The 20,366-nt window shown below is 73.0% G+C and carries 18 protein-coding genes; 9 read left to right on the top strand and 9 right to left on the bottom strand.

The genetic code is table 11. The annotated features are described in order from the left end of the window. Positions 1 to 41: 41 nt before the first annotated feature. Positions 42 to 1,082 carry a hypothetical protein gene (locus M1P99_RS01545; protein WP_304450907.1) on the bottom strand — a complete coding sequence of 347 codons (1,041 nt, stop codon included), beginning with the start codon at positions 1,080 to 1,082 and terminating at the stop codon, positions 42 to 44. Positions 1,083 to 1,654: 572 nt separating this feature from the next. Then, the gene (locus M1P99_RS01550) at positions 1,655 to 2,893 is read right to left on the bottom strand and encodes a CdaR family transcriptional regulator (RefSeq protein WP_304450908.1); all 1,239 of its coding nucleotides are present in this window, start codon (positions 2,891 to 2,893) and stop codon (positions 1,655 to 1,657) included. Between the two features lie 256 nt (positions 2,894 to 3,149). On the opposite strand from M1P99_RS01550, the gene M1P99_RS01555 reads away from it, so the two are divergent. The 5 genes from M1P99_RS01555 (at position 3,150) to M1P99_RS01575 (ending at position 8,324) form a co-directional block, all read left to right on the top strand. Continuing rightward, on the top strand, positions 3,150 to 4,133 hold the full coding sequence (locus tag M1P99_RS01555; RefSeq protein ID WP_304450909.1) for an ACP S-malonyltransferase: 984 nt from the start codon (positions 3,150 to 3,152) through the stop codon (positions 4,131 to 4,133). A gap of 2 nt (positions 4,134 to 4,135) precedes the next feature. Continuing rightward, positions 4,136 to 5,092 carry a beta-ketoacyl-ACP synthase III gene (locus M1P99_RS01560; protein ID WP_304450910.1) on the top strand — a complete coding sequence of 319 codons (957 nt, stop codon included), beginning with the start codon at positions 4,136 to 4,138 and terminating at the stop codon, positions 5,090 to 5,092. 105 nt (positions 5,093 to 5,197) lie between these two features. Further along, positions 5,198 to 5,437, top strand: a complete 240-nt coding sequence (locus tag M1P99_RS01565) for an acyl carrier protein (protein WP_053615904.1) — start codon at positions 5,198 to 5,200, stop codon at positions 5,435 to 5,437. 169 nt (positions 5,438 to 5,606) lie between these two features. Next, complete coding sequence (fabF, locus tag M1P99_RS01570) at positions 5,607 to 6,845, top strand: beta-ketoacyl-ACP synthase II (RefSeq protein ID WP_304450911.1); 1,239 nt, start codon at positions 5,607 to 5,609, stop codon at positions 6,843 to 6,845. A 345-nt stretch (positions 6,846 to 7,190) separates the two neighbouring features. Continuing rightward, positions 7,191 to 8,324 carry an EAL domain-containing protein gene (locus tag M1P99_RS01575; RefSeq protein ID WP_304455527.1) on the top strand — a complete coding sequence of 378 codons (1,134 nt, stop codon included), beginning with the start codon at positions 7,191 to 7,193 and terminating at the stop codon, positions 8,322 to 8,324. Between the two features lie 96 nt (positions 8,325 to 8,420). Here the strand turns inward: M1P99_RS01575 and M1P99_RS01580 are convergent, their stop codons facing one another. Beyond that, the gene (locus M1P99_RS01580) at positions 8,421 to 9,383 is read right to left on the bottom strand and encodes an SGNH/GDSL hydrolase family protein (protein WP_304450912.1); all 963 of its coding nucleotides are present in this window, start codon (positions 9,381 to 9,383) and stop codon (positions 8,421 to 8,423) included. A 666-nt stretch (positions 9,384 to 10,049) separates the two neighbouring features. Between M1P99_RS01580 and M1P99_RS01585 the strand changes: the two genes are divergently transcribed. Then, positions 10,050 to 12,383, top strand: coding sequence for a hypothetical protein (locus tag M1P99_RS01585; RefSeq protein WP_304450913.1), 2,334 nt, complete (start codon positions 10,050 to 10,052; stop codon positions 12,381 to 12,383). 157 nt (positions 12,384 to 12,540) lie between these two features. Here M1P99_RS01585 and M1P99_RS01590 read toward each other — a convergent pair whose 3' ends face one another. Next, complete coding sequence (locus M1P99_RS01590; protein ID WP_304450914.1) at positions 12,541 to 13,977, bottom strand: PLP-dependent aminotransferase family protein; 1,437 nt, start codon at positions 13,975 to 13,977, stop codon at positions 12,541 to 12,543. On the opposite strand from M1P99_RS01590, the gene M1P99_RS01595 reads away from it, so the two are divergent. Beyond that, entirely contained in the window at positions 13,976 to 14,881 is a 906-nt protein-coding gene (locus M1P99_RS01595) for a DMT family transporter (protein ID WP_304450915.1), read from the top strand. The two genes, M1P99_RS01590 and M1P99_RS01595, sit on opposite strands and share 2 nt — an antisense overlap. Here M1P99_RS01595 and M1P99_RS01600 read toward each other — a convergent pair. Then, positions 14,862 to 15,863, bottom strand: a complete 1,002-nt coding sequence (locus tag M1P99_RS01600; RefSeq protein WP_304450916.1) for a threonine/serine dehydratase — start codon at positions 15,861 to 15,863, stop codon at positions 14,862 to 14,864. The two genes, M1P99_RS01595 and M1P99_RS01600, sit on opposite strands and share 20 nt — an antisense overlap. Before the next feature lie 102 nt (positions 15,864 to 15,965). Here M1P99_RS01600 and M1P99_RS01605 point away from each other — a divergent pair, with 102 nt between their 5' ends. Next, positions 15,966 to 16,478, top strand: a complete 513-nt coding sequence (locus M1P99_RS01605) for an Lrp/AsnC family transcriptional regulator (RefSeq protein ID WP_304450917.1) — start codon at positions 15,966 to 15,968, stop codon at positions 16,476 to 16,478. Positions 16,479 to 16,517: 39 nt separating this feature from the next. Further along, the gene (locus M1P99_RS01610) at positions 16,518 to 17,294 is read left to right on the top strand and encodes a DUF2470 domain-containing protein (protein WP_304450918.1); all 777 of its coding nucleotides are present in this window, start codon (positions 16,518 to 16,520) and stop codon (positions 17,292 to 17,294) included. Positions 17,295 to 17,422: 128 nt separating this feature from the next. Here the strand turns inward: M1P99_RS01610 and M1P99_RS01615 are convergent, their stop codons facing one another. The 4 genes from M1P99_RS01615 to sufC are packed head-to-tail and all read right to left on the bottom strand — an operon-like array spanning position 17,423 to position 20,360. Continuing rightward, positions 17,423 to 17,806 carry a metal-sulfur cluster assembly factor gene (locus tag M1P99_RS01615; protein ID WP_304450919.1) on the bottom strand — a complete coding sequence of 128 codons (384 nt, stop codon included), beginning with the start codon at positions 17,804 to 17,806 and terminating at the stop codon, positions 17,423 to 17,425. Continuing rightward, complete coding sequence (sufU, locus tag M1P99_RS01620; RefSeq protein WP_304450920.1) at positions 17,806 to 18,279, bottom strand: Fe-S cluster assembly sulfur transfer protein SufU; 474 nt, start codon at positions 18,277 to 18,279, stop codon at positions 17,806 to 17,808. Before sufU ends, M1P99_RS01615 begins: the two co-directional genes overlap by 1 nt. A 19-nt stretch (positions 18,280 to 18,298) precedes the next feature. After that, positions 18,299 to 19,597, bottom strand: a complete 1,299-nt coding sequence (locus M1P99_RS01625) for a cysteine desulfurase (RefSeq protein WP_304450921.1) — start codon at positions 19,595 to 19,597, stop codon at positions 18,299 to 18,301. 1 nt (position 19,598) lies between these two features. Next, a complete protein-coding gene (gene sufC / locus M1P99_RS01630; protein WP_304450922.1) occupies positions 19,599 to 20,360 on the bottom strand; it encodes a Fe-S cluster assembly ATPase SufC in 762 nt (253 codons plus the stop codon). Between the last annotated feature and the right edge of the window lie 6 nt (positions 20,361 to 20,366).

The following is a 20,366-nucleotide window of genomic DNA, read 5'->3' on the forward strand; positions in this document are numbered from 1 at the left end:
TGGGGAGCCCGCACGCGGTGGCGTCGGTACGAGAGGTGCCGTTACGGCTTGTGGGAGCGCGGACGACGCGTGGACGGGGCGCCGCGCCGCCGACGGCGGACGGCCATGCCCAGGTCGCTGCCCCGCTCCAGGAACTGCAGGGCCGCGCGGTGCACGGACGAACGGCCGCCCGGGGGCGCGGGGTCGGCGTTCTCGGCGTCGGCGCCGTCCAGGTGCGGCATGACGCGCGTCGGGTCGGTCTCCTGGGCGGCGCCCAGGTGCGGCAGCAGGTCCGTCTCCTCCTGGTCGGTCCGGTCGGAGTCCTGGCGGTCCCCGTCCTGCCGGTCACCCAGGTGCGGGACGACGTCCGTGCGCTCGTGGTCCGCGGACCGGTGCCCGGGCAGCGGGCGGACCGGGCGGGTGGGCTCGAGGTCGGAGGAGGGCGACGCGTCGCCCTCCGCGTCGCGGCTCTCCTCGTCCACGACCCGCTTCCACTCCTGGTCCCGGTCCCGCTGGCGCCGGTCCTCGGCCGTGCGGGCGCGCACGAGGCGCTCGCGGTCCTTGCGCCACTCGCGCCAGAGCCGGGCCATCGGTGTGACCACCGGCCAGGTCACCCTGGCCGGACGCGACAGCGCGTGCCAGAGGTAGGCGGTGGTCCCCCACGCCTCCATGGCGCGCCGTGCGCGGGTGATGGTGAAGAAGGTGGGCAGGGCCAGGAGCAGCTGCGGCCAGGCCAGGACCAGGCAGGCCAGCAGCGGGTAGAGGCCGCCGCCCATGATCGAGGCCATCGCGCCGACGACGACGGGGACCAGGGCCAGGACCACCCGCAGGTTGGTGAACTGGCGGAAGCGGTGCAGGGAGCGCCGGGCCGAGACCTGCGGCGTGAGCCCCTCGGGCAGGGGCGTGGGCTGGACCACCGTCGCCAGGAGCAGGGACCCGACCCCCACGCACGCCGCCAGCAGGATCGTCCATCCCGCGGCGGCCAGCGTGCCGCCGACCGCGATGGCGACCACACCGAGCACCGGCAGCGGAGCGGGAACCCAGAAGAGCACCCGTCTGCGCAGCTCGCCCTCCTGCGTGGGCTGGAGAACGAAGTCGGTCACCGGTGCCGGTATCCGGAACCTCTTCCTCGGTCGCTCGACCACTGCGTGACCCCCCAAGAACGTCGAGACGGGACGGGGCGCCGGCCACCGGGCGGGGAATGTCCCCGCCGGGGCTCGCGGCTGCGACCCGCCCATGTCAAAGCTATCCCTAATCGTGTGGTCCCCGGGCACACACGGGCAGTCACGTCCAATTCGTTTCCGGCCGTGTGAACCGGAGCGGGCCGCGCCCGCCCCGGAGCCGCTACCAGCTTCGCGTGCGCCTGAGACACTCCGCCAGGGCGTGTGCGGCGGATACCCGCCCCGCTGCGCGTCGCCCCAGCGGCACTCTCACCGCGTTCTCATCGGTCGACAGGGGAACCACCTGTCTCACCCTTCGGCCCTGTGAGAGCACCACTGGATGCGCCGCTCGCGACGGGCGGCATCCACCGCACACGCCCTAGTCACAGTCGTACCCCACAGTCGTGAAACCACCGTAAAAACCCAGACGAACTGACCGGATACGGTCGATCACCGCCACCCGGCCCCCACTACTCACTCCCCACCGCCCCGGCCCCGCGGCCGAGCCCCGCCGCTCAGTCCTCGCCGTGCTCGGCGAGCCGGCCCAGGGCGACCGCCACCCGCAGCACGAACGAACCCCGGCCGTCGGAGGGGATGCGTCCGGTGAGCTCGCCGATGCGGCTGAGCCGGTAGCGCACGGTGTTGGGGTGGACGAACAGCATGCGCGCCGTGGCCTCCAGCGAGGAGGCGTGCTCCAGGTAGACCGAGAGCGTGTCCAGCAGGGGGGAGCCCGCGCCCTGCAACGGGACGTAGACCTCCTCCACCAGTTGGCGCCGAGCGTCGGTGTCGCCCCGCAGGGCCCGCTCGGGCAGCAGGTCGTCGGCGAGGACCGGGCGCGGAGCGTCGGGCCAGGCGACCGCGGCGCGCAGGCCGTTGACCGCGGCCCGCGCCGAGGCGCCGGCCGCGCGCAGGTCGGGTACGGCCGGCCCCACGACCACCGGACCGGGGCCGAACAGCCCGGACAGGGGCTCGGCGGCGGCCACGGGAAGCTCGTCGGCCGCGTAGCGGTCCCCCACCCCGACGACGACCACCACGCGCCGGCCCTGCCGTCCCGCGAGCACGTCGTGGCCCAGGCGCCGCGCGGCCGCGCGGATGTCGTCGAGGACCTTGGTGCCGCCCTCCTCGCCCGCGTCGCCCGCCACCGCGATGACAGGGGTGTGCGACCACCCCAGGGCCGATCCCCAGGTCTGCAGGCCCTCCTCCCGGTCCCCGTGCAGGAGGGCGTCGACGATCAGCGCCTCCAGCCGGGCGTCCCACGCCCCCCGCGCCTCGGCGGCGCGCGCGTAGACCTTCGCGGAGCTGAAGGCCACCTCGCGTGTGTAGCGCAGCACGGCCTCGCGCAACTGCTGGGCTCCACCCGGCGCGGCCAACTCCTCCACCTGGACCTCGACCACGTCGATGACCACGCGGATCATGTCGACGGTCTGCTGGAGGGAGACCGAGCGGGTCAGCTCCCGCGGCGCGGTGCCGAACACCTCCACGGTGATCGCCGGGCGTCCCCGCACCGGGTTGCGGAACCAGTCGACGAAGGCGGCCACGCCCGACTGCGCGACCAGGCCGATCCATGACCGGTCCTCGGCCGACATCCGGCGGAACCAGCCCAGCCGCTCCTCCATGCGCGCCACGGCGGCCGTGCCGATGGTGCCCATCGAGCGCTCCAGGCGGCGTACGGTCTCGGCCCGGACGCGGTCCTGGTCCGTGGCATCCTGTTCCGTGGGGCCCTCGTCCGGTGTCGGGTGGGATTCGGTGTTCACACCACTAGGTTCGCATCCCCGCCGGACCGGCGGTCGGACCGCCCTCGCCCGGACGGTCGCGCCGAAGGGGTCGCGGGCCCGGTTCCACCGGCTTTCCAGCGGTGCGCGTAGCGTCGAAAGGTGACCAGTCCCACCGCTTTTGGGCTGGCCGCAGCGGGATCGGACGCGTTTTGTCGGGAGTCTACAAACGACGTCGACCGAACTTCGTGTCTCTCCCCATCCAACTGGTGAACTCCTACAGGGCAAGGTTGATGTCGTGCTTGTAATCGTTGCTCCCGGCCAAGGTGCCCAGGTTCCCGGATTCCTCACCCCGTGGCTCGAGCTGCCCGGCGTCGCCGAACAGTTCGCCGCGTGGTCCGAGGTGACCGGGCTCGACCTCGTGCGCTTCGGCACGACCGCGGACGCGGACGAGATCCGCGACACCGCCGTCGCCCAGCCCCTGCTGGTCAGCGCCGGCCTCGTCGCGGCCTCCGCCATGCTCGGGCCCGCGTCCCACCCCGGTCCGGCGCTGCCGGCGGATCCCTCCGTCGTGGACGCCGTGGCGGGCCACAGCGTCGGTGAGTTCACCGCCGCCGCCATCGCCGGCGTCCTGTCCCCGCACGACGCGCTGGCCCTGGTCGCCGAGCGCGGGCGGGGCATGGCCGACGCCGCGGCCCGCACCGAGACCGGCATGACTGCGGTCCTGGGCGGTGACCGCGAGGAGGTCCTGGCCGGGATCGAGGCCGCCGGCCTCACTCCCGCCAACGACAACGGTTCCGGGCAGATCGTGGCCGCCGGCACCACCGAGCAGCTCGCGGCGTTCGCCGAGAACCCGCCGGGACGGGCCCGCCTGCGCTCGCTGTCGGTCGCGGGCGCCTTCCACACCGAGCACATGGCCCCGGCCGTGGAGCGGGTCCGGGCGGGCGCGGCCCACCTGACCACCTCCGATCCCACGGTGCGGCTGCTCTCCAACGCCGACGGCGCGGTCGTCAGCGGGGGAGCGGACTACCTGGAGCGCCTGGTCACCCAGATCTCCTCTCCCGTGCGGTGGGACGCCTGCACGAAGACGCTCGCCGACCTGGGTGTGACCGGCCTCATCGAACTCACGCCGGCCGGCACGCTGACCGGCCTGGCCAAGCGCGCGCTGCGCGGCGTCGACCTCCTCGCGGTGAAGACGCCCGACGACCTCGACCGCGCCGCCGCCCTCATCAAGGAGCACGCGGGTACCACCCCCCACGCGAGCCCCGCCCAGGAAGGTTGACCATGTTCAGCTCCCCGAGCACTCCCCCGGGCGCGGCGATCGTCGCCTTCGGCGACTACCAGCCGGCCCAGGTCGTCACCAACGCCGACCTGACGGCCCGCGTGGACACCACCGACGAGTGGATCCAGAGCCGCGTGGGCATCCAGGAGCGCCGCATCGCGGGACCGGGCGACACCGTCGAGAGCATGGCCGTGGTGGCCGGCGGCAAGGCGCTGGCGGCCGGCGGGCTGGCCCCCGAGGACATCGACCTGGTGATCGTGGCCACCTGCACCGCGCAGGACCAGATCCCCAACGCGGCCGCCTCGGTCGCCGCCAAGCTGGGCATCGTCGCCCCGGGCGCCTTCGACGTCAACGCCGCCTGCGCGGGCTTCTGCTACGCGCTGGCCATCGCCTCGGACTCGGTCCGCGGCGGCAGCGCGCGCAACGTGCTGGTGATCGGGTCGGAGAAGCTCAGCGACTGGGTGGACTGGGACGACCGCTCCACCTGCGTGATCTTCGCCGACGGCGCCGGCGCCGCGGTGGTCTCGGCCTCCGAGGAGCACGGTGTGGGGCCGGTGGTGTGGGGCTCCTCCGGGGAGCGCGCCGACAAGATCTACCTGCGCGACCACAAGTACCTCTACCAGGAGGGCCAGGCGGTCTTCCGCTGGACCACCACGGAGCTGTACGAGGTCGCCCTGGAGGCCCTGGACAGGGCCGGGGTGGACCCCTCCGAGCTCACCGCGTTCGTTCCCCACCAGGCGAATCTGCGCATCGTGGAGTCCATCGCCCGCAAGCTGGGGGCGCCACAGGCACTCGTGGCGCGCGATATCGTCACCGCTGGCAACACCTCCTCCGCGTCCGTTCCGCTCGCGCTCTCGCGCATGGTGGAACGCGGGGAGCTGCCGTCGGGGAGCACCGTCCTCACCCTGGGCTTCGGCGCGGGGCTGGTCTATGCCGCACAGGTGATCCGTATCCCCTGACCCGCACCGCACGGACCTGAGGTGTCCCGCGCGAGACGGTCCGACCCGTCGTCGCACGGTGACCTCGAACCAGACACAGAATCAGCGAACAAGGAGAATCACGACATGGCTCACACCGAGCAGGAGATCCTGAGCGGCCTCGGCGAGATCATCGAGGAGATCGTCGGTACCGACGCCTCCGAGGTCAGCCCGGAGAAAAGCTTCGTCGACGACCTCGACATCGACTCGCTGTCCATGGTGGAGATCGCCATCGCCGCCCAGGACAAGTTCGGCGTGGAGATCCCCGACGACCAGCTCAAGGACCTCAAGACGGTCCAGGACGTCATCACCTTCATCCAGAAGTAGGCGCGCCCGGGCCGCCGGAGCCCCCCCACCGGCACCGGCGGCCCCGCCCGCGTGCGAGACGGCCCACCACGGCGACGGCTCCCGCGGCGCCCCGACCGAACCCAGCACCATCCGCACACGTCTTCCGGATCCGCAACCGGGAACGATCCACGAGAAGGGCGATCGGATCATGTCCAAGACCGATGTCGTCATCACCGGCCTCGGCGCCACCACCCCCCTCGGGGGTGACGTCGCGACCACATGGTCCGCGCTCCTCGACGGCCGCTCCGGCATCTCCATGCTGGACGAGTCCTGGCACGAGAAGCTCCCCGTGCACTTCGCCGGGCGCATCGCCCAGGAGCCCTCGGAGAAGCTGCCGCGTCCGCGCCTGCGCCGGCTCGACCGGACCCAGCAGTTCGCCCTGATCGCGGCCCAGGAGGCCTGGGCCGACGCCGGCACTCCCGAGATCGACCCGCTGCGCCTCGGCGTGGTCGTCTCCAGCGGGATCGGTGGCATCCTCACCATCCTCGAGCAGTACGACACCTTCCGTGAGAAGGGCTGGAAGCGGGTCTCCCCGTTCACCGTGCCCATGCTCATGCCCAACAGCCCCGCGGCCGCGGTCAGCCTGGAGTTCACCGCCCGGGCCGGGGCGCACGCCCCCGTCAGCGCCTGCGCCTCCAGCGCCGAGGCCATCGCCAACGGTGTCGACATGATCCGCGCCGGGCGCGCCGACATCGTCATCGCCGGCGGCACCGAGGCGGCCATCCACCCGCTCAACATCGCCTCCTTCGCCTCGATGCGCGCGCTGTCCACGCGCAACGACGACCCGCAGACCGCCTCCCGTCCCTGGGACAAGGACCGTGACGGCTTCGTCATGGGCGAGGGCGCCGGCATCGTGGTCCTGGAGTCGGCCGAGCACGCGGCCCGCCGCGGCGCCCGGGTGTACGCCCGCGCCGCCGGTGTCGGTTACACCAACGACGCCTACGACATCGTCCAGCCCGACCCCGAGGGCACCGGCCAGGCGCGCGCCATCACCGAGGCCCTGACCGACGCCGACCTCCGGACGAGCGACATCGTGCACGTCAACGCGCACGCCACGTCCACCCCGGCCGGCGACGTCGGTGAGACACGTGCGATCCGCACCGCCCTGGGCGACGCCGACGCCGACCGCGTGGCGGTGACCTCCACCAAGTCCATGACCGGCCACCTGCTGGGCGGCGCGGGCGCGGTGGAGTCGATCGCCACGGTCCTGGCCCTGCACGAGGGCCGGATCCCGCCGACGATCAACATCCACGAGCTGGACCCCGACGTGGTGGTGGACATCGTCCGCGACAAGCCCCGGGACATGCCCACCGGCGACGTGGCGGCGATCAACGAGTCCTTCGGGTTCGGCGGTCACAACATCGCTCTGGTGTTCCAACGCGTCTGACCCCGCGTCCGCACCGCACCCCGGCGGGTGCCGCCATGATCGGCGGTGCCCGCCGGCGGCGTCTGGGGCTCTTCCACCGGGGGTGGCGCCGCGTGGCCGACACGAGCCGTGTGACCGCCCAGGAATCGTCGTGAACAGGACGAACCGGTATGATCTGCGGGTACCGTGACACCCGTCACCCTCCTGGCCCGCGTCGGCGACGCGGGGCCGATCCACCGAGGAACGCGCCGTGAAGGTGAGCTGAACACCCGAGAACAGGTCTTTCAGGCCGGCCCGGTGCGGAGTCACCATGGATCCGTGTCTCCCCTGACTTCCCATCACGCACCCACGACGACCACGGCGCCCCTGCCTGTCGCGACGCACCGGCGTCCGGGCTCGGGTCCCCGCTACCTGCCCATCGTGGACCTGGACTCGGGCTCCGTGGTGGCCATCGAGACCGTCGCTCCCCCGCCGCCCACCGCCCGGGGCGGCTTCGCCGCGGTGACCGGGCAGGAGTGCGAGGCCGTGGCCGAGTGGCTCCTGGCGCTGGTCCACGACTCGGCCGGGACGGAGAGCCTGCTGCCGCTCGTGCTGCCGCTGCCCGCGCGCACGCTGTCGGGCGGCGACACGTTCGTGACGGCCGTGGAGTCCCGGATGCGGCGGGCGGGCCGGCGTCCGCGCGACGTCACCTTCATGCTCAGTGCCGACCTGGCCGAGCTCGACCGCCAGACGGTGGTGTCCGGGGTGGCCCGGCTGCGGGCGGCCGGGTTCCGGTGCGGGTTCGGCACGGCGATGGTCCGGCCCGACCTCATGATCGACGCGACGCCCTTCCTGGTGCGCATCGATCCCCAGATCGTGTCGGGGCTGGCCACCGACCAGCGCCACGTGACCGTGGTGGAGGGTCTGGCGCGCATCGGCCGGGGCAGCGGCGTGTTCGCGATGGCCTCCGGGGTGTCCACGGCCGAGGAGGTCGTGCGGCTGCGGCGCTGCGGCCTGCGCGTGGCCACGGGCCCGTTCTTCGCGGACGAGACCTGGCGGCCGGGCGAGCGCGTCGCCCCGGTCCCGGAACCGGCCACGGAGGGGCAGGGGGACGGGCAGGACACCGGTCCCCCGGTGACGGAGTACATGGTTCCCCCGGTGGGCCTGGACGCCGACTCCACGGCCGACCAGGTGCTCACGGCCTTCACCGACGACCCCGCGCTCAACAGCGTCATCCTCATCGACCACCGGGACCGCCCCCTGGGCGTGATCGACCGGACGCGGTTCCTGCTCTCGGTGACGGGCCGGTACGGCCACGCGCTGCACGCCAAGCGTCCGGCGCTGCGGATGGCCGAGGCACCCCGCACGGTTCCGGCGTGGATGTCGGCGATCGCGGCGCTGCGGGTGGCCGGCCAGGACAACGAACGCGTCTACGACGACCTCATCGTGACCAACTCCTACGCCCAGGTGTTCGGCGTGGTGCACGTGTCCGATTTGGTGCGGTCGCTCTCCCTCAGCTGAGCGGGACCGGCCCCGGACAGGACGGCGCCCCGTACCCTCGCCGGGGCCGGGGCGGTGTTGGAGCAGGGCGTGTACCCGCCGAACACGCTTTCGGGGTCAGCGCTGGGGCCCGGGGCCCCTGGTGCCCGAGGGGCTGCTGGTGGCGGCGGAACCGTCGGCGGGCGCGTACCCGTTGTAGTGCGGTTCCCCCTCCCGCCTCTGTTGCTGGGCACGGGTCATCTCGGCGCGGGTGGCCTCGTCGTGCAGGTAGTCGAGTTCGGGGCGCCTGGGCAGACGGCCGTCGCCCGAGGAGCGCCCCATGAGGCGGCGGCGCAGCCAGGGGACACCGTACTTGCGCGCCCAGCGCCGGTTCTCCCGGCGGCGCAGGATGGCGGGCAGCTGCTGGGGCGGGGTGCTCCAGGGGTCGGTCCAGGACTCGCGCGGTCCCATGGGAACGCCGAGGAGGTCGGCGATCCTGGCGGCGACGATCTGGTGGCCGGCGCCGTTGAGGTGCAGGCGGTCCTCGCTCCAGGCCCGGGGGTCGGTGAGGGCGTTGAGCGCCCACATGTCGACGATCTCGGTACCGGTGCGCTCGGCGACGGCCCGCATGTGCATGCTGAACACGGCGATGCGGCCGCGGTAGTAGCGCAGGACCGGGATCCAGCCGGTGTCGTGGCCGGAGATGATCACAACCCGGATGCCCGCCTCGCACAGGAGCCGGATGCCCGCCTCGAACTGCTCGGCGAGCTTGTCGAGGTCGTTGCCGGGCCGCAGGACGTCGTTGCCGCCGGCCAGGACGGTGACGAGGTCGGGGCGCCACGCGACGGTCTGCTCCAGCTGCTCACCGAAGATGTGGGCCATACGGCGACCGCGTACGCCGAGGTTGGCGTAACGGAAGTCCGGGACGTCCGAGCCCAGGTGCTCGGCGAGCCGGTCCGCGAACCCGCGGTACTCGCCCCCCGGACCGCTGTCGTCCTCCATCCCTTCGGTGATGCTGTCGCCGATCGCGACGAAGGACCGGATGGTGTCCGGTCTGTTCGCGCGCGCGGCCGCTGGGGGATTCGTCTCTAGGTCTGTCACGTCAACCAATCATCCGGCTCGGCCGTCCCACGCCGACGAGCGCCGAGGGTGCGCGGGAACGGAATCCTGGTACGGGCCGCGGTGGGACGCCGACCCGTGTCCGAACACCGTCGACCCCTGGTCGGCCGCGGAACGGCCACCCGGCCGAAGGACGTTCGGGCGAGGACAGTGCCCGACCAGCATACCCGCGACCGGCGTCGGAGTGCCGGAATAGGGGCCAATCGGACCCCTCCTGGCCGCCTGTGGCCGGGCCCTCGACAACCCGGTGTGTCACCTCGCCTCAGGTTGACACGACCGGCGCCGCAGTCAATCACACCGGTATGTCAGCCGATCGGGCAAAGATCCACTATGACGTAGGTCACATAGAATGCGGGGGCTTCACGAGGAAAGGCCCGTGTCACGGAGATCACTCGGGCCGGTGACGGAGTGGTCGCGGCGCACCTGCTCGTCCTGGGGGTACCCATGTGGCCCCCGGGCACGTACGATCACGGACAAGTGCTCACGGCTCCCCTGCTCCCCGGCCCGCCGTGCCAAGGCTCGGCACCCCCTCCGGCGGACCGGTCCCCCTCCCGACCCAGGGGCGCGTACTGTGGTGCACCGAACCGAAGGCCCGTGCGGTTCCTCCCGAATTCACGTGCAGCACCAGGAGGTCGAGGTCCCCAGCGGATGAACGCCGTCTCTCCGATCTGCCTCGTCGACCTTGCTCCCGCCCTGCGGTGGTCGAAGTCGCCGGACGTGGCACCCCTGCTCCACCACGACCGGTTGATCGACGGCTGGTGGCACTCGCTGCCCGTCGCCCGCGTACTCGACATCGCCGGCCCGCCGTGGCTCGCCCACGGCATCGCGCGCCTGGCGATGGAACAGTGGTCACACGTGCCCCTGGCCGAGTTCCTCCCGAGCCTGCGCACGCAGCCTGTGGACTGCTCCGACCTCTCCGAGCCCGTCCGCGGCGCGGTCACCGCCACCGCCGGGGACTGGGAACACCTCATCTCCGCCTCCCCCCAGGAGATCCTCGAATGGTCGCTCTCGGGCTGCGCGGCCGTCGACGTCGTCAGCACGGTGGCCTGGCGGGCCCTCCAGCCCTGCTGTGAGCTTCCCGGCGGACCGACCCCCTCCCCCGCCCTGATGCTGGAGGCGGTGCGGACCATCGCCAACTGGATGCCCGACTCCGCCCCCGACCACGTGCGCAGCGCGCTGGAGTACCTCGACGCCGCCACCGGCGCCTCCGGGCAGGAGACCGGACCGGGCTCGCCCGCCCCGCCCCAGTCCCCCGCCACACGCGCCATCCGCACGCTCAGGGCCCTGCGCGCCCAGCGCGCGGAGGAGGTCGACGGCGACCAGGCCGCCGCGGCGCCCGCCGCCGAGCCCCCGTCCGGTGTCGCCGACGGCATGGTCAGCTCGGCCGCGATGATCCCGGGCTCGGCCCTGGAGGAGGCCGCCGCCCCCGCGCCCGCCGACACCGTCGGCGACCTGCGCTCGCAGTTCCGCAGTTCGCTGCTGGGCCCCGGGCGGACCCTGCGCCGCCCCAGCTTCGGACCGCCCAAGGCCATGCGTCCGGACCACACCGAGGAACGGCCCTGCGGGCCCGCCCTGGGCGAGCACCCGCTGGTGGACCTGTTGGAGGAGATGTTCCGGTCCTGGCCCGACCTGGAACGCACGGTCGCCGCCGAACGGCTCTTCGCCACCGATCCGATCAGCATCCGCGTCCTGTCGGAGCAGATCGCGGTCGACGTCACCGAGATACGCGCGGCCCAGCGCCGCGTGGAGGAGCGCCTGCTGCGCTGGCTCAACTCCCCCGAGGGCGCGACCATCACCAAACACCTGCGCGACCTCTCCGAGCAGCTGGGGGCGGCGACGACCATCGACCGGCTGATCAACGCCCACGCCGACCACCCCGTGGACGTGCCCACCCTCAACACCCCGCTGTGGCGCGTGGTCATCACGCTCTTCACCGACCGCCGGATGCACAACGGCTGGCTGATCGCGGACGACCCCGCCACCCTGCGCTGGCAGACCCGCGAGCTCATGAGCGACTCCCCCAGCCTGACCGACGCCGGCATCCGGCTGGGCCGGATCGGCATCCGCCAGCAGGAGCTGCGCGCGTGGCTGCTGAGCACACCCGGCGTGAGCCTGCGGGACGGCCAGGTACACGTGGACCCCTCCGTACCCATCGAGGCGCCCGCCGGCGCCCATCCCGGTCACATCGCGCCCGAGGACGCCGGGACGACCACGGAGAACGGGCTGCCCATACGGCGCCGCCCCGACCTGCCCTACCCCGCGTCGGGCGAGCCCGCCGCGGACGAGCGGCACGGGTACCAGGACAGACCGGAGTACGACCGGGGCTACGCGGCCTACGAGCACGGCCCGGACCCGGTGCACGTTCCGGCACCGCACCACGCTCCTCCGGCCCAGGCGCCTTTCGCACCCCCCGCCGCGCACACCCAGTACCCGCTCCGCGGCGCCAGCGACCCGGCCATGGCCACCCGCTGCTTCCGCGCCCCGGACGGACGCTGGTGGCACCGCATCGACATCACCGCCGACCACCTCAACGGCGCCCCGGTGGCAGTCCCCAACGGCTACGCCACCCATCTGGGCCTGCAGCCCGGGCGCCTGCTGTGCCTGACCGCCCCGGGCGCGGACCTGCTCGTGCTGGTGTGGCGCGACCAGCCGGCCTTCGACTCGCTGCGGCCGCTGCTGCGCCGCCAGGCGGCCCAGCCGGGCGACCGCATGTTCATCACCGTGGCCGGTGACCGCCTCGACGCCCGCAAGCTCCCGGCCACCGACCTGAGCAACTACGCTCCCGCGGCGCGGGCCCTGCACCTGAGCGGGTACACGGCCCCGGCCTCCACCGAGGACGCCCTGCGGATCCTCTCCCGCCGGATCACCGACAGCGACGACGACTCCATGGCCGACCCTCGCTCGCTGGTGGACCTGCTGGAGGCACGCGGGGACCACGACATCGCCGGGGAGCTGCGCGCGGGCCTGTTCGCCACCCGCTGACCGCGCCCCACCGGGGGTTCGGAACCAGGGCACGCCCGCCGACCCCGCCCGGTTCACTCGAAGCGCCCTTCACGCCGTGCCGCTCGTGGTCAGGCCGGGCCGCCGGAAGCGGCCGTGCTCCGGTCGCCGGTGGCCGACCGGAGCACGGGCGCTCCGGTCACTCCCCGTCCAGGGCGCGCGCCAGGCGGCGTACGCCCTCGGTGACCTCGCGGGCACCGGAGGTCCCCGCGAAGGAGAGCCGCACGTACGGTGCTGGGGACTCGGCCGCGAAGTAGGCCCGCCCCGGCGCCACCGCCACGCCCTCGCGCAGCGCCCCCGCCACGGCCGCGGCCTCCTCGACCCCCTCGGGCAGGCGCAGCCACAGGTGGTAGCCGCCGCGCCGGGAGACCGGCTGCTCCAGCCAGGGCAGATCGCGCACCAGGGCCTCGGCCATGGCGACGCGCCGCTCGGTCAGACCGGCGGCCATGGCGCGCAGGTGCCGCGGCCAGGCCGGGGCACCGACGAGCTCCAGAGTGGCCTCCTGGAGCGGTCGCGGAACGAAGAAGCTGTCCACCACCTGCAGGGCGCGCAACCGGCGCAGGACGGGCCCGCGGGCGCTGAGCGCCCCCACCCGCAGGTTCGGTGACGTGGCCTTGGTCAGTGAGCACACGTGCACGACCGTGCCGTGGTCGTCCTGCGAGGCCAGGGTGGGCGGGAGGGGCCCGGCGTCGGTGTGGGCGAGGCGGCGGGCGAAGTCGTCCTCCACGACGAAGGCCCCCGCCTCCCGGGCGATGCCCAGTACCTCCCGGCGCCGCTCGGGGGCGAGCACGGCGCCGGTCGGGTTGTGGAAGAGCGGCTGGCACACGAGCAGGCGTGCCCCGGTGGCGGCGAAGGCGTCCGCCAGCAGTCCGGTGCGCAGTCCGTCGGCGTCCACCGGCACGGGGACCGGGCGGACCCCGCAGGCGCGTGCGGCGGCCAACAGGCCCGGGTAGGTGGGCGACTCCACCAGGACCGATGCGCCCGGGGGCGCGAGGGCGCGCAGGGCCGTGGTCAGGGAGCTCTGGCCGCCACCGGTGACCAGGACGTCGGCGGCGGTCAGGGGTCCGGAGGGGCCGCCGATCTCCGCGGCGAACCAGCCGCGCAGCTCGGCCAGCCCTTCGACCGGCGGCAGGTCCCACGCACCCGGCCGGCGCGCCGCCCCGACCAGTGCCGCGGTGAGCGCCCGTTCGGGGCGCAGGTCGGCGTGCGGGTAGCCGCCGTGCAGGCCGATCACGCCGGGCAGCGGCGCGGCGAGGGTGGCCAGCACGCCGGAGTCGTCGACGGTGCGCCGGGGGCCGTCCGGGGCCGCCTCGGCGCTCAGGGCGACCTCCTGCCAGGAGGTGTCCTCCAGGCGGGGCGGCCGGTGGCGGGAGGCACGGAAGGAGCCGGCGCCGGGTCGGGTGACGAGGAACCCCTCGGCCGCGAGCCGGGCGATCGCGCGCGAGACCGTGACCGGGCTGACCCCGTACCGCTCGACCAGGTCCCGACTGGAGGGGAGCTTCTCGCCTGGGGAGTAGCGGTCAAACTCGCGGCGCAGTCGGTCCCGGAGATCGGCCACACTGCTACTCTTCTTCATGAGACTAGAGAATAGCGCTACTGTCCCTGGCCGGGTAGCGGTGCGTAGCGGAACCCTGCTGGCGGCTCTGGGCGTCCTGGCGTTCTCCTTCACCTTCCCCGCGACCCTGTGGTCGCTGGAGGGCTTCGGCCCGTGGACGTCGACGGCCCTGCGCTGCGCGCTGGCGGGTCTGGCCGCCGCCGCCCTGCTGTACGCCGAACGGGGGACGCCCTCGGACCTGGTCCCCCCGCGCCGCCACCTCCCGGCCCTGTTCGTGGTCGCCGCCGGGTGCGTGATCGCCTTCCCCCTGTTCACGGCCCTGGCTCTGCAGACCACCTCGGCCGGGAACGCCGCCGTGGTCATCGGCGCACTGCCGCTCGCCACGGCCTCCTACGCCTCGGTCCGCACGGGAGCGCGCCACTCGCCCCTGTTCTGGGCGGCGGCGGTCACCGGCGCCCTCGCCGTCGTCGGCTTCACCCTCCTGCGCACCGGCGGAGCTCCCGGACCGGGGGACCTGTACCTGTTCCTGGCCCTGGCCGGCGCCGCCGCCGGGTACGCCGAGGGCGGGCGGCTCGCGGGCCTCCTGCCGGGCCGGAAGGTGATCTCGTGGGCCCTGCTGCTCGCCCTGCCGTTGACGGCGCCCCTGTCGGTCCTCGCGCTCGCCCTGGAACCCGCGCACATCACCACCACGGCCCTGGCGGGTCTGGCCTACCTGGCCCTGGTCAGCCAGTTCGGCGGATTCGTGGTCTGGTACGGCGGGATGGGCCTGATCGGCGTGGTGCGGGCCAGCCAGCTCCAACTGGCCCAACCCCTGTTGACGCTGGTGTGGGCGGTCCTGCTGCTCGGCGAGCACCTGACCGCCGCCGCGCCGCTGACGGCGGCCGTGGTGCTCACGTGCGTGGTGGTCACTCAGCGGGCCCGCTGACACCTCCGGACACGAGGTCGGCCGGGGCGGCGCCCAGCTCGGCGTAGACGTCCAGGTCGGCGTTGGCCCCGGTCAGCACGGTGGCCACCAGGTCGCCGGGGACGTCGTGCGCGGTGAGCGCGGCCAGGCCGGCCACGGCGGCGGGTTCGGGCAGGACGCCGAGGGTGCGGGCGGCCAGGTGCATGGCCTCCGCCAGCTCCCGGTCCTCGACCAACAGCATGTCGTCCACCAGGGCGCGGACCCGGCGCACCGCCTCGGGCACCGGCGCGCTGACGGCGATCCCGGCGGCGAAGGCGCTGCGCCGCTCCATGGGCACGGCACGGCCCTCGCGCCAGCTGTGCGCCATGGCAGGTGCCGCCGCGGCACCGACCCCGACGATCCGGACGGCGGGCCGGTGCGCGCGCAGCCACCGCGCCACCCCGGTGACCAGGGCACCGTCGCCGACGGGGAGCAGGAGCGTGTCGACGTCCTCGTTCCGTGCGAGTTCGACACCGATGGTGCCCGCGCCCTCGGAGATCGCGGCCTCGCGGCCGTCGACCACGTAGTGGCGGTCGCGTTCCCGGGCGGCGTACTCCTCCGCGGCGGCCTTGGGATCGCCCTCGACGGGGTGGACGTCGGCGCCGAAGGTCCGTATGCGGCGCAGCTTCACGGGTGAGGCGTCGGCGGAGACGAAGACGTCGGCGCTCAGTCCGTGGCGCCGGGCGGCGTAGGCGATCGCCTGCCCGAAGTTGGCTCCGCCCGACCCGCACACCACGGTCTCTCCCGCGGGCAGGCCGCTGACCAGGTAGTCGGCACCACGGCCCTTGAAGCTGCGCAGGGGGTTGAGGGTTTCGACCTTGGTCAGTACGGGCCGCCCGAGTGCGGCGGCGAGCTGCTCGTCCACGTACTGGGGGGTGCCGAGGAAGACGGGGTCCACGGTCGCGGCGGCCTCGGCGATCCGGTCCAGGCTCAGGTCCTCGGCACCGGTGGTGTCCATGGTCATCGGGTGCGCTCCCCTTCGGTACGGCGGCGGTCTGCTCTCACGCTAGGGCCCGAGCCGGTGGCACCGATTGTGGATTCTCCCGCGTTCGCGCACAATCCTTGCGTGCGCACCTCACCGTTCCTCGACGAGATCGACCACCTGCTGCTCGGCCTGGTCCAGACCGACGCGACACGCCCGCTCCACGAGCTGGGCGACCGGGTGGGCCTCTCCCCCAGCGCCGTCCAGCGCCGCCTGACCCGGCTGAAGACCGCCGGGGTGATCCGGGCGCAGGTGGCGGTCGTGGACCCGCCGTCGGTGGGCGTCGGGCTGACCTGTGTCGTGCTGGTCGCGCTGGCCGACGACGATCCCGACCACCACGCCGCGTTCAGGGAGCGCATGCGCGCCGAGCCACGGGTCCAGCAGTGCTTCGGGATCGTGGGCCAGTGGGACTACGTCGTGATCCTGCTGAGCTCGGACATCGCCGGGAACCGCGCGCTGTCGAACCGCCTGTTCGTCCAGCACGGCCGGGTCGCCCGCTACGAGACCCTGCCGTCCTTCGAGGCGGTCAAGGCCGGACTGGCCGTGCCGCTGCCCGACCGGCCGCGCCGGGAGCCTGGCACATCACCCGGCCCATGATGTAGGTTAGGCTTACCTAATCAGCCCGAGGTGGTCCCTATGCCGTCTTCCGTTCCCCAGCCCTCACCCGCCGACCGGGCGCGCTCGACCCTCGTCTCGGGCGGCCCCGCGACCGTGGCCTCCTCCGCCTGGCCCTCGGCGACCGAACCGTTCCAGCTGCCCGACACCGTCTGCCACGTCCACCCCGGCGGCGAGGTGAGCCTGCTGCTGCCCGACGGGCACCCGCTGCTGGACGCCGAGGCCGGCGCCGCCTCCGACGGCTCCGTCGTCATGGTGGAGTTCACCGACCTCGCCCCCGTCGAACTGCGCGACCCCGTCCGGGCCATGCTCTGGCTCAGCGGCGCGCTGACCGTTCTGGACGCCCCCACCGCCCGGGAGCGGGCGCTGGACGTGGTCCGGTCCGACCCCGACGACCGGCTCCTGGCGATCGGCCACGGCCGGACGATGGCGCTGCTGCACCCCACGCTGCTGGTCTACTCCGACCCCGACGGCGCCCATCTGCTGCACCCCCAGGAGTTCGCCGCGGCGCGCACCGACCCCTTCAGCCGGTGGGAGGCGCCGTGGCTGCGCCATGTGGACTCCGACCATCCCGACCTGCTCGAAGCGCTGACCGAGCGCATCCCGCCGCACCTGCGTACCGGAACGCCGCGCCCCCTGGGTGTGGACCGCTTCGGCCTGCGGCTGCGCGTCGAGGGCACCGACGGAGACCACGACGTCCGGCTGGCCTTCCGCAGGCCGGCGCGCACCGCCCACGACGTCGCCACCGAGGTGCACGGACTGGCGGGCCCGGCCCCCTTCGGATCCGACCTGACCTGAACACGGAGCCCGGCCGCCCCGGTGCCGGACGAGTACGCCCACTCACACGCCGGACACACGTGTGGGCCGGGACCCGACGGTCCCGGCCCACACGGGAGGACACCCCCACGGGGTGCCCCCGACATCCCTCAGACGTTGAAGCCCAGCATCCGCAGCTGGTCCCGGCCGTCGTCGGTGATCTTGTCCGGACCCCACGGCGGCATCCAGACCCAGTTGATCTTGACCTCGCGCTCGAACTCGTCGAGGGCGCTGACCGCCTGGTCCTCGATCACGTCGGTCAGCGGGCACGCCGCACTGGTCAGCGTCATGTCCAGGGTGATCACGTCCTTGTCGGCGTTCACCCCGTACAGCAGCCCCAGGTCGACGACGTTCACGCCCAACTCGGGGTCGATCACGTCCTTGAGCGCCTCGCCGATCTCCTCGACCAGCTCCTGGGCCTCGGGCGACAGGGGGGCCTGCTCGGGGGCGGCGCTGTCGGCCGCCTCGGTCGTTGTCGTCTCGTTCTCGCTCATCAGGCGCCTTCCTTCTCCAAGGACTGCGACACCGCGTCCTTCCACGCCATCCAACCCAACAGGGCGCACTTGATCCGCGCGGGGTACTTGGACACCCCGACGAAGGCGACCGCGTCCTCCAGCACGTCCTCATCGGGCTCGCCCTTGCCCTTGGACTGCATCATCTCCGTGAAGGCGTCCAGGGTCGCCATGCCCTCCGCGACCGTGTGGCCGATGAGGAGGTCGGTCAGCACCGAGGTGCTGGCCTGGCTGATCGAGCAGCCCATGCCCTCGTAGGAGACGTCGCTGATGACGGCCTTCTCGTCGAGCACCGACCCCTGCGCGGGGGTCAGCGCCACCCGGAGCGTCACCTCGTCCCCACACGTGGGGTTGATGTGGTGCGCCTCCGCGTCGTGCGGATCCCGCAGCCCCTTGTGGTGCGGGTTCCGGTAGTGGTCCAGGATGATCTCCTGGTACATCGCGTCCAACTGCATGGTCTGGCTGTTCCTCGTTCTAGGGCCGGGTTCCGAAGAACTTCTGCGCGTCCCGGATCGCCTCCACGAGCGCGTCCACGTCCTCCAGGGTGTTGTAGAGGTAGAAGGACGCCCGCGTGGTCGCGACGATACCCAGCTTCCGGTGCAGCGGCCAGGCGCAGTGGTGGCCCACTCGGACCTCCACGCCCCTGTCGTCCAGGACCTGGCCCACGTCGTGCGGGTGGATGTCGTCCACGACGAACGACACCGCCCCGCCTCGGTCCACGGCCTCGGTCGGTCCGACGATCCGCACACCCTCCAGCTCGCCGACGCGCTTGAGCGCGTACTCCACGAGCTCGTGCTCGTGCGCGGCGACCCGGTCCATCCCCACCCCGGTGAGGTAGTCGCAGGCGGCGGCCAGGCCGACGGCCTGCGGGGCCATCGGCACTCCGGCCTCGAAGCGCTGCGGCGGGTCGGCCCACGTGGAGTGCTCCATGTGGACCACACCGATCATGGAACCACCGGAGATGAACGGCGGCATGGCCTCCAGCAGCTCCCGGCGGCCCCAGAGCACCCCGATCCCGTTGGGGCCGAGCATCTTGTGCCCGGAGAAGGCCAGGAAGTCCACGTCCAGGTCGGCGACGTCCACCGGCATGTGCGGAACGGACTGGCAGGCGTCCAGCACGACCAGGGCGCCGACCTCGCGGGCCCGGGCCACGATGGGCGCCACCGGGTTGACGGTGCCCAGCACGTTCGACTGGTGGGCGAAGGCCACCACGCGCGTGCGCTCGTTGACCAGCCCGCCGAGGTCGGACAGGTCCAGACGGCCCTCCTCGGTCACCGGGAACCACCGCAGCGTCGCACCGGTGCGCTGGCAGAGCTGCTGCCAGGGCACCAGGTTGGCGTGGTGCTCCATCTCGGTGACGACGATCTCGTCGCCGGGCCCCACCTGGAAGCGGCGGAGCCCCTCCTCGGCGGTGGCCGCGTTGCTCATCGCGTAGGTCACCAGGTTGATCGCCTCGGTGGCGTTCTTGGTGAACACCACCTCGCCGGCGTCCGCCCCGATGAACCCGGCGATGGTCTCCCGGGCCGACTCGTAGGCGTCGGTCGCCTCCTCCGCGAGCTGGTGCGCTCCCCGGTGCACCGCCGCGTTGTGGCGCTCGTAGAACTCACGCTCGGCGTCGAGCACCTGCCGGGGCTTCTGTGAGGTCGCCCCGGAGTCCAGGTACACCATCGGGCGCCCGTCACGGACGGTCCGGGAGAGGATGGTGAAGTCCTCCCGGATCGCCAAGGCGTCGAGCGGGACCGTGCCGGGCCCACCGAACTCGCGGTCAGTCACGTTATGCGCCCGCCTTCACGAAACGCTCGTAGCCGTCGGCCTCGAGGACGTCGGCCAGCTCGGCACCGCCGGACTCGGCGATGCGGCCCTGGGCGAAGACGTGCACGAAGTCGGGCTTCACGTAGTTGAGGATGCGCGTGTAGTGCGTGATGAGCATGACGCCCATCTCGCCGCCCGCCTTGGCGCGGTTGACGCCCTCGGAGACCACCTTGAGCGCGTCGACGTCCAGGCCGGAGTCGGTCTCGTCCAGGATGGCGACCTTCGGCTTGAGCAGCTCCATCTGGAGGATCTCGTGGCGCTTCTTCTCACCGCCGGAGAAGCCCTCGTTCACGCCGCGGGCGGCGAAGTCGGAGCTGATGGACAGGTCCTTCATCGCGCCCTGCAGTTCCTTGGAGAACTGGCGGAGCTTGGGGGCCTCGCCGCGCACCGCCGTCACCGAGCTGCGCAGGAAGTTGGACATGGACACACCCGGAACCTCGACCGGGTACTGCATGGCCAGGAACACGCCGGCGCGGGCGCGCTCGTCGACGCTCATCTCCAGGATGTTCTCGCCGTCGACGAGGACCTCGCCCTCGGTGACCTCGTAGCGGGGGTGGCCCGCGATCGCGTAGGCGAGGGTGGACTTGCCGGAGCCGTTGGGGCCCATGATGGCGTGGGTCTCACCGGAGTTGATGGTGAGGTCGACGCCCTTGAGGATCTCCTGCCGCTCGTCCTCACTGATCAGGACGTCGGCACGCAGACCGCGGATTTCGAACTTCGTCATTTCAGC

The sequence above is a fragment of the Nocardiopsis sp. YSL2 genome (assembly GCF_030555055.1).
GTDB lineage: Bacteria > Actinomycetota > Actinomycetes > Streptosporangiales > Streptosporangiaceae > Nocardiopsis.

What these genes read in the sequence shown, in the direction of transcription:
- M1P99_RS01595 (WP_304450915.1), top strand. Translation starts at nt 13,976, where the DNA reads ATGAGACTAGAGAATAGCGCTACTGTCCCTGGCCGGGTAGCGGTGCGT.
- M1P99_RS01585 (WP_304450913.1), top strand. Translation starts at nt 10,050, where the DNA reads ATGAACGCCGTCTCTCCGATCTGCCTCGTCGACCTTGCTCCCGCCCTG.
- M1P99_RS01600 (WP_304450916.1), bottom strand. Translation starts at nt 15,863, where the DNA reads ATGACCATGGACACCACCGGTGCCGAGGACCTGAGCCTGGACCGGATC.
- M1P99_RS01560 (WP_304450910.1), top strand. Translation starts at nt 4,136, where the DNA reads ATGTTCAGCTCCCCGAGCACTCCCCCGGGCGCGGCGATCGTCGCCTTC.
- sufU (WP_304450920.1), bottom strand. Translation starts at nt 18,279, where the DNA reads ATGCAGTTGGACGCGATGTACCAGGAGATCATCCTGGACCACTACCGG.
- M1P99_RS01610 (WP_304450918.1), top strand. Translation starts at nt 16,518, where the DNA reads ATGCCGTCTTCCGTTCCCCAGCCCTCACCCGCCGACCGGGCGCGCTCG.
- sufC (WP_304450922.1), bottom strand. Translation starts at nt 20,360, where the DNA reads ATGACGAAGTTCGAAATCCGCGGTCTGCGTGCCGACGTCCTGATCAGT.
- M1P99_RS01565 (WP_053615904.1), top strand. Translation starts at nt 5,198, where the DNA reads ATGGCTCACACCGAGCAGGAGATCCTGAGCGGCCTCGGCGAGATCATC.
- fabF (WP_304450911.1), top strand. Translation starts at nt 5,607, where the DNA reads ATGTCCAAGACCGATGTCGTCATCACCGGCCTCGGCGCCACCACCCCC.
- M1P99_RS01590 (WP_304450914.1), bottom strand. Translation starts at nt 13,977, where the DNA reads ATGAAGAAGAGTAGCAGTGTGGCCGATCTCCGGGACCGACTGCGCCGC.
- M1P99_RS01615 (WP_304450919.1), bottom strand. Translation starts at nt 17,806, where the DNA reads ATGAGCGAGAACGAGACGACAACGACCGAGGCGGCCGACAGCGCCGCC.